Below are 6,437 nucleotides of genomic sequence, written 5' to 3'. Positions count from 1 at the left end.
GAAAAATGCCCGTATCTTGCGATACGGGCATTTTCTTTAACCGGCCAGCAGAATGCTAGGTTTTCACACAGTCTGATCGCTGCGGGGCTTTTTTTGTGGAATGTATTAGAAAATTTCGAGCTTCGAGAATACTACGCCGCAAATTATGGCGTCGGACCCTAACTCAATGATTGGCTCCGGCCATGCTGGATTCAACGGTTTTAGAAACCGGCGGCTGCCCTCCATGACTAACTGCTTGAATGTTGCTTCTTGGCTATCCAAGAGTTTTGCAATCACGAGAGAACCATTTTCCGCATCTTTCGCGGGATCAACAAAAATGATGTCTCCGTCTCGGAAGGACCTCCGTTCATGTTGATTGAACATGGAAAGTCCGCGTACTCGAAGGGCATAGCTTTGGCTGCTGTGGGAAGCGGCGCATGGCAGCCATAACTCTGCATCATCAAGGGTTCTAACGTCCTCAATCTCACACCATGCGCCGGCTTGAACCCATGAAATTAGAGGGACGTAGCCTTTAATTGCTGGCCCAGGTTCGACGTTAGTTTCATTCGCAGATGGAGCGCCCTGATCAATAATCGGGTCTTTGTGTTCGCCTCCCTTCCAAAGCCAGTTGCTACTGACCTTCAAGGCTCTGCTGATCTTTTCGATATTTTCATGGCGTGGACTGGCTACCGCGTTCGTCACAATTCTATGAATTGTCGGTTGCGGAACACCGGAGCGTCGGCCGAGTTCGCCTTCTGACAGCCCCAATTCCTGCATGCGTTGGGCGATGCGGTCTCCGATCACTTTTTCTATGCCTTGATTCAAAAACGTATCGGCAAGTGTATTGAATCATTCAATACGTTTGTGTATTGTTGTGGTCAATGCGAAAGCGCATCGGTGAACGATATGACTATCCAAGAAATGCTTGCGGAGCTGCTGCGGTCTGGTTTGTCCCAGAGAGTTATTGCAGATCGCGTAGGAACAACACAGCCGACTATCAATCGCGCCGCGAAAGGTGCAGATGTTCGATACGTAACGGGTAAGGCAATCGAATGCCTATACACCCAAGAGAAAGAAGCGGCCGATCTTAAGTCGGCTGCTTAAAAGGTGCTGAGCTGGGGCCTCTCACCAAAGAATCCCCCAGCCCAGCTACGACGATACACAGCACATGCACATCGGTCGTGGTCGTAGGATAGGGTTTACCCTGGGCTATGGCTACACCGTAAACAGGGGATTTACGGTTATGAGTCGCACAGATCTTTTGCCGGACGCTGGTCCGGTCCTGCCACTACGCCAAGCGATTTATCGCGCTGGTCGTGACTACAAGGGCGGAATCACCGCCCTTGCCTTTGAAATGGTGTTGGACAACGACACCCTCCAGAAGAAACTCAAGCTCGATGAAGAACGCCGCTGGCTGAATCCAGATGAGCTTGAGGAAGTGATCAGGCTGACCGCTGATCCACGCTTGCTGGACGCATTGATGCGTCCAGCAAGTGCGGTTTGGTACCGGCCCGTGCCCGTACCGGCAACCCGTGATGCCTTGAAAGCGGTTGGTAAGCTACTCGGAGAAACCGGTGAATTCGTGGCCAAGATGCACGACGGCGCGGCGGACAACGTCTGGGAGCTTCATGAAGTCGTGGATCTCGAAAAGCACGGAATGGATGTGATACGCGAAGTCCTTGGAATCATGGCGGGCGCTCGTCAGGCGATGGAGGATCGCATCAATGGCTGATGATATCGACCGCGCAAACGAGCAGGCGCAATACCTGCTTGATGTTGCTATTCATCGCAGTCGCCGCGTGCCATCGAGCCGCCCTAGCGCGCAGTTCTGTGACGACTGCGACGAACCAATCCCGTTGCTTCGACAGCAGAAGGTTGAAGGTTGCGAGACCTGCATCTCTTGTCAGGAGTTGCGGGAGGCCCGGCGATGAGTGAATCGGGCAAAGGAACAGCCATCGCTATATGGGCAAAGCGTTACATCAGTACTTTTGACTTGGCACTCGTATCGATTGATCCAGGTGAAAAGGCTCCGAAAGGCCTAGGGTGGAATAAGCCCGGTGGCTATATCACCGACGCCAACACGGCCGAGGCGTTCTGGCAACGAAACCCAAATCACAACCTTGGTGTCGTGCTGGGGCCGAGCCGCGTTTGTTCACTGGATGTTGATGACGTTCAATGGACGCGGCATGTTCTGTATGAACTGTTGGGCCTTGACCTTGATGCGATGGCAGTAGTGTTCCCGACTATCGTCGGGAATCCGCTGCGATTCCGGGTGGTGTTCAAGGTGCCGGAAGGCATCGAACTCACGCGTCATTCACTTTCATGGCCGAATGAAAAAGACCCGGACGGTTCTATTTTCAAACGGTTGATGGACAAGGCTAAGGTTGCGAAAGAGCAGGGTGATCTTGCCGCAGAAGCTGCTGCACGAACCGAAGCCGAGCCGTTCAAACGCTTCACGGTCTTTGAACTACGTGCGGGATTGGTGCAAGACGTATTTCCACCATCAATTCATCCCGGTACCGGCAAACCTTACATCTGGAAAACCGCTCCAAGTGCTACTGACGGGCTGCCGATGCTGACCAACGAGCTGCTTACCATTTGGCAGAATTGGGAGTTTTTTAAGCGAGATGCTGAAGCTGCGTGTCCATGGGCGATTGTGCCACCAAAGCCACCGGTTAAAACCCAAAAGCGTCCTGCACTTGGTGGCGGCAAACAGCCCTCGGTAATTGATGAATTCAACCGTTGTCACGATGTTGCGGAGCTTCTTCGTGCCCATGGATACATCAAGCGAGGCAATAAGTGGCTGTACCCTCAAAGCGGCACCGGTCTGCCAGGGGTGACGATCAGTGAGGACAAGGTTTATTCGCACCACGGTGCTGACCCTCTCGCGAACGGGCATCAGAACGACGCCTTTGAAGTGTTCTGCTTACTCGAGCACGGTGGCGACCAGTCGAAGGCTGTGAAGGATGCTGCGCGAATGTTGGGCATGCAATACGCCGCTCGTCCAGATCCGAATGATCTTCCCCCCACCCCTTCCGGTGAATTGAGCGGGCCGATCTCCGACGAAACATGCCCGTCCAGCGAGGCCGCTCCTGCTCCTGACGGGGGGGCGGGGGAGGTCATAACGTTGGATCACATTCTGCGTCGTTTTGCGTTGGTCGAGGGCACCACGCACGTGTGGGACTGCGACCAATCGAAGGTAATGAAGAAGTCCGCCTTCGAAGCTCGCGTGGGCAAGACTCTAGCTAAAGCCTGGTTGGACGACACCGGAAAGAGGCTGATTTCTGACGACCATGTTCGCGACATCGAGCAGGCGCGCCGCATGGCCGGGAAGAAAGGCGGCGCATTCGGGATGTCTCCAACTGATCGCTACGTTTACATCGATGGCACCAAAGACGTTTGGGATCGCGAAAAGAAGCGGCGCATAGCCGAGGGCGCGGTGAAGATGGCTCTGGGAGACACTTATCCGTTGTGGTTGAACAGCAGCGAGCGCCGCACCGTCGATGTTGAGCACATCGTGTTTGATCCGACCATGACGAAGGATCCTGCGGTGTACATCAATACCTTTGACGGGTTGCCGCTTGAGCCAGTCAGGGATGATGCAGCGTGTGCCAACCTGCGTTGGCTGATCTCATTTCTTTGTAACCATGATGAGGCGGCAACCGATTGGTTAACTCGCTGGCTGGCGTATCCGCTTCAGCACTTGGGCGCCAAGATGGATACCGCTGTGTTGATGCATTCGATTATGGAAGGTTCGGGCAAGAGCCTTTTGTTCGCTGACGCGCTCGGCATGCTTTACGGCCAATATGCGGCGACTGTTGGTCAAACGCAGTTAGAAAGCAGTTTCAACGCTTGGCAAAGCCGAAAATTGTGGTCGGTCTTTGAAGAAGTCGTCAGTCGCGATCAACGTTACAACCAGGTGGGCAAGATCAAGCACCTGATCACTGGTAAAACTGTGCGAATGGAGTCGAAATTCATTAATGGCTGGGAAGAAGCCAACCACATGAACGCGGTGTTTCTCAGTAACGAGATTCTTCCGTGGCCAATCAGCGACAGTGATCGACGAATGCTGGTCATGTGGCCTATGGAGACCCTGCCAGTCGCAAGGCAAAAGGCGATTGGTCGTGAACTGGAGCAGGGTGGGGTGGCGGCGCTCTATGGTTGGTTATTGTCGGTCGATCTCGGGGACTTCAACCAGCGCACGCGGCCGCCATCGACCGAGGCGCGTGAGCGTTTGGTGGCCTTGAGCCGGGCCGGCTGGCAAACATTCTTGCATCTGTGGAAGTACAGCGAGCTGGGGCATGGGCTTTGGGCGCCGTGTCTTTCGACCGACCTCTATTCGTTGTTTCTCGAATGGTGCCAGCGCAACAAAGAGCACGTGATGAGTCAGACCAAGTTCTCTCTATTCATCAGTTCCGAGGTGGATAAAACGCGGGCGATACCCTGGACTGACGGCAATAACCGTCGCTTCGGCGCGTTTTTCTTTCCCGTGGATCTGGATGCTTCCCCGCCCCCATCACTCAAAGCGGCAGAGCTGGGCAAGCAGGTGGAGAACTGGCGGGCGAAGGCCAAGCTGGCGGGCTGGCACGTGGACAGCTGGGATCACATCAAGGCGCTTGCAGCATGACTATTTTCAAAAGTGTGTTGGGTGTGTTGAGTGTGTGTCGAGTTGATTTTGAATACCCCACACAATTTGAGTGCCCTAATTACATGCCTTCGCGGGTGTTGTGTGGGGTGTGTTGGGTTTTGTGTCGCGCACGCGCATGCAAGACGTTCTTTGCAACGAATTCAACGGAAGGAATTTTTTCTTATGCGAAGACTGATAAACCCAACAAACCCAACACACTCAACTCAAGTTTGATTGAAGCATTGAATTTAAAGGGATTTATCTGTGTTGGGTTTGTGTCAGGTTGCGGTTTTTCTGTGTTGGGTTCGGTTTTTCGGGGGGAGGAGCAATGATCGATGACATTGAAAGCCTGATGCGGCACTGGGGGGAGCAGCAAGCCCGGTTCGGCCATGAGGCCAGCTTGGGCAGTCAAATGGGCGTCATCATGGATTGGAAGGGGAGTGCACCACGCGGAACACCTGGCCCCCGCCCGCTTCTCGGGGGCGGTACAGGCATGGACTACGCGGCCGCGGAGGTCGACGCGGCTATTGCTGAGATGGAGAGTGGTGCAGGGCGTGGGCCAGCCTTGGCGAAGTTAGCTCGGTTTCGATACCACTACGGGGTATCAGTGCGTGAGCAGATGCGTGAAGTTGGTTTGGCCGAAGGCGCTGACCGGACTTACCGAAACTGGGTGCAGGCACTGCACCAGAAGGTGATGGTGATCTTGATGGCGCGTATGGGCGTTGCTCATGGCTATACCGTTCGTCGGCGTAATTTACCTCAGAGTTGCGTCAAGGTTGCGTCAAAGTCGCGTCGAGGCGGATGACCGAAAATAGCCTCTTTTCGGTTTTTCCGGAGGCGGGTAAAAAGTCACCACGATATGGAATTTGCGCCTCGGCGCTGACCTCGCACGTGCTGTGCAGCTTCACTCGGCCTTCCCTGTGCCGGTCACCCAACCCCGCTTCGGTGGGGTTTTTTATGCCCGACTCATTTTGCTCAACAATTCTTCACGCAGATATTTTTTGAGCACCAACGCCACGAGGAACAGTACGAGTAAACCAATGGCGGCTAGGTTCAATGCGGCATACCGCACCCAGAACTCCATCTGACTATTTGTGAAAAGCAAATAGATGCTGTGAATGTGGCTCGTAATCAGCACCAGTAGTCCGGTCCAGATGACACAGACTTTGAAGTCCACGAGCCGCTCTCCACTGATCGTGAAGTAACCAATTACAAGTGGGAGGAATAGTTGAGCTGCTTCGATTTTAGTCATTGCGACACCGTGCTGGAGTTGAGTTGAGTGCTCAGCTTAAGGCCACTCACGAGCGCCAACAAATCAAAATACAGGCCATAAATTCACCCCAGTTCAAACTAACTATCGAATGCAAAAATTGGTTTAGGAGGAGTAATGACAAGCGAGCAGCATGCGTTGGCAGAGATGCCTATTTGGCTGGTGATCGTGCTGGCCTTGGTCGGAGGCGTATCGGGGGAGATGTGGCGAGCCGACAAGGATGGGGCGCGGGGTTGGGCGTTGTTGCGCCGTCTCGCGCTTCGGTCCGGGGCCTGCATTGTCTGCGGTGTGTCGGCGATGATGTTGATGATCGCCGCGGGCATGACGATCTGGACGGCGGGCGCCTTGGGTTGCCTCACGGCAATGGCCGGCGCGGATGTGGCCATCGGATTGTACGAACGCTGGGCCGCCAAGCGGCTTGGCCTTTCCGAGTCGGCATCGACCGACCGAACCTAGGTGCGGGGCCGACCGGGGGAGGCGATTTTTCCGGGTCCTCCCCGAGGGTCGCCCCCTACACGGGTTACGGAACTCACGATCAAGCGCGGGCTAGGATGTACCAGG

8 protein-coding genes are annotated in these 6,437 nt (G+C 54.7%); 6 read left to right on the top strand and 2 right to left on the bottom strand.

Translation table 11 applies throughout. The features are described from left to right. Positions 1–105: 105 nt before the first annotated feature. A complete protein-coding gene (locus HU765_RS22090) occupies positions 106–804 on the bottom strand; it encodes a S24 family peptidase (RefSeq protein ID WP_238344752.1) in 699 nt (232 codons plus the stop codon). A gap of 418 nt (positions 805–1,222) precedes the next feature. On the opposite strand from HU765_RS22090, the gene HU765_RS22085 reads away from it, so the two are divergent. From HU765_RS22085 to HU765_RS22065, 5 genes are read left to right on the top strand one after another with little or no spacing between them, the layout of a single operon-like run. Further along, positions 1,223–1,711 (top strand): phage regulatory CII family protein, encoded by a 489-nt coding sequence (locus HU765_RS22085; protein ID WP_186622965.1) that lies wholly within the window; start codon positions 1,223–1,225, stop codon positions 1,709–1,711. Further along, positions 1,704–1,910, top strand: coding sequence for a TraR/DksA C4-type zinc finger protein (locus tag HU765_RS22080; protein ID WP_186622954.1), 207 nt, complete (start codon positions 1,704–1,706; stop codon positions 1,908–1,910). The genes HU765_RS22085 and HU765_RS22080 overlap by 8 nt, the downstream gene beginning before the upstream one ends. Further along, positions 1,907–4,606 carry a DUF5906 domain-containing protein gene (locus HU765_RS22075; RefSeq protein ID WP_186622953.1) on the top strand — a complete coding sequence of 900 codons (2,700 nt, stop codon included), beginning with the start codon at positions 1,907–1,909 and terminating at the stop codon, positions 4,604–4,606. Before HU765_RS22080 ends, HU765_RS22075 begins: the two co-directional genes overlap by 4 nt. Continuing rightward, on the top strand, positions 4,603–4,938 hold the full coding sequence (locus tag HU765_RS22070; protein WP_186622952.1) for a hypothetical protein: 336 nt from the start codon (positions 4,603–4,605) through the stop codon (positions 4,936–4,938). The genes HU765_RS22075 and HU765_RS22070 overlap by 4 nt, the downstream gene beginning before the upstream one ends. Beyond that, positions 4,935–5,411: a hypothetical protein gene (locus HU765_RS22065; RefSeq protein WP_238344751.1), complete on the top strand. Its 477-nt coding sequence runs from the start codon at positions 4,935–4,937 to the stop codon at positions 5,409–5,411. The genes HU765_RS22070 and HU765_RS22065 overlap by 4 nt, the downstream gene beginning before the upstream one ends. A gap of 150 nt (positions 5,412–5,561) precedes the next feature. Here the strand turns inward: HU765_RS22065 and HU765_RS22060 are convergent, their stop codons facing one another. Continuing rightward, positions 5,562–5,858 carry a hypothetical protein gene (locus HU765_RS22060; protein ID WP_186622951.1) on the bottom strand — a complete coding sequence of 99 codons (297 nt, stop codon included), beginning with the start codon at positions 5,856–5,858 and terminating at the stop codon, positions 5,562–5,564. 135 nt (positions 5,859–5,993) lie between these two features. Between HU765_RS22060 and HU765_RS22055 the strand changes: the two genes are divergently transcribed. Further along, a complete protein-coding gene (locus HU765_RS22055; protein WP_186622950.1) occupies positions 5,994–6,332 on the top strand; it encodes a phage holin family protein in 339 nt (112 codons plus the stop codon). Positions 6,333–6,437: the final 105 nt, after the last annotated feature.

Source organism: Pseudomonas sp. SWRI81 (genome assembly GCF_014268545.1).
In the GTDB taxonomy this organism is placed as follows: Bacteria; Pseudomonadota; Gammaproteobacteria; order Pseudomonadales; family Pseudomonadaceae; genus Aquipseudomonas; species Aquipseudomonas hamedanensis.
This window is presented reverse-complemented; position numbering and strand designations above follow the sequence as displayed.

Coding starts and splice junctions, on each gene's coding strand:
- HU765_RS22065 (WP_238344751.1), top strand. CDS start 4,935: ATGATCGATGACATTGAAAGCCTGATGCGGCACTGGGGGGAGCAGCAA.
- HU765_RS22070 (WP_186622952.1), top strand. CDS start 4,603: ATGACTATTTTCAAAAGTGTGTTGGGTGTGTTGAGTGTGTGTCGAGTT.
- HU765_RS22055 (WP_186622950.1), top strand. CDS start 5,994: ATGACAAGCGAGCAGCATGCGTTGGCAGAGATGCCTATTTGGCTGGTG.
- HU765_RS22075 (WP_186622953.1), top strand. CDS start 1,907: ATGAGTGAATCGGGCAAAGGAACAGCCATCGCTATATGGGCAAAGCGT.
- HU765_RS22060 (WP_186622951.1), bottom strand. CDS start 5,858: ATGACTAAAATCGAAGCAGCTCAACTATTCCTCCCACTTGTAATTGGT.
- HU765_RS22080 (WP_186622954.1), top strand. CDS start 1,704: ATGGCTGATGATATCGACCGCGCAAACGAGCAGGCGCAATACCTGCTT.
- HU765_RS22085 (WP_186622965.1), top strand. CDS start 1,223: ATGAGTCGCACAGATCTTTTGCCGGACGCTGGTCCGGTCCTGCCACTA.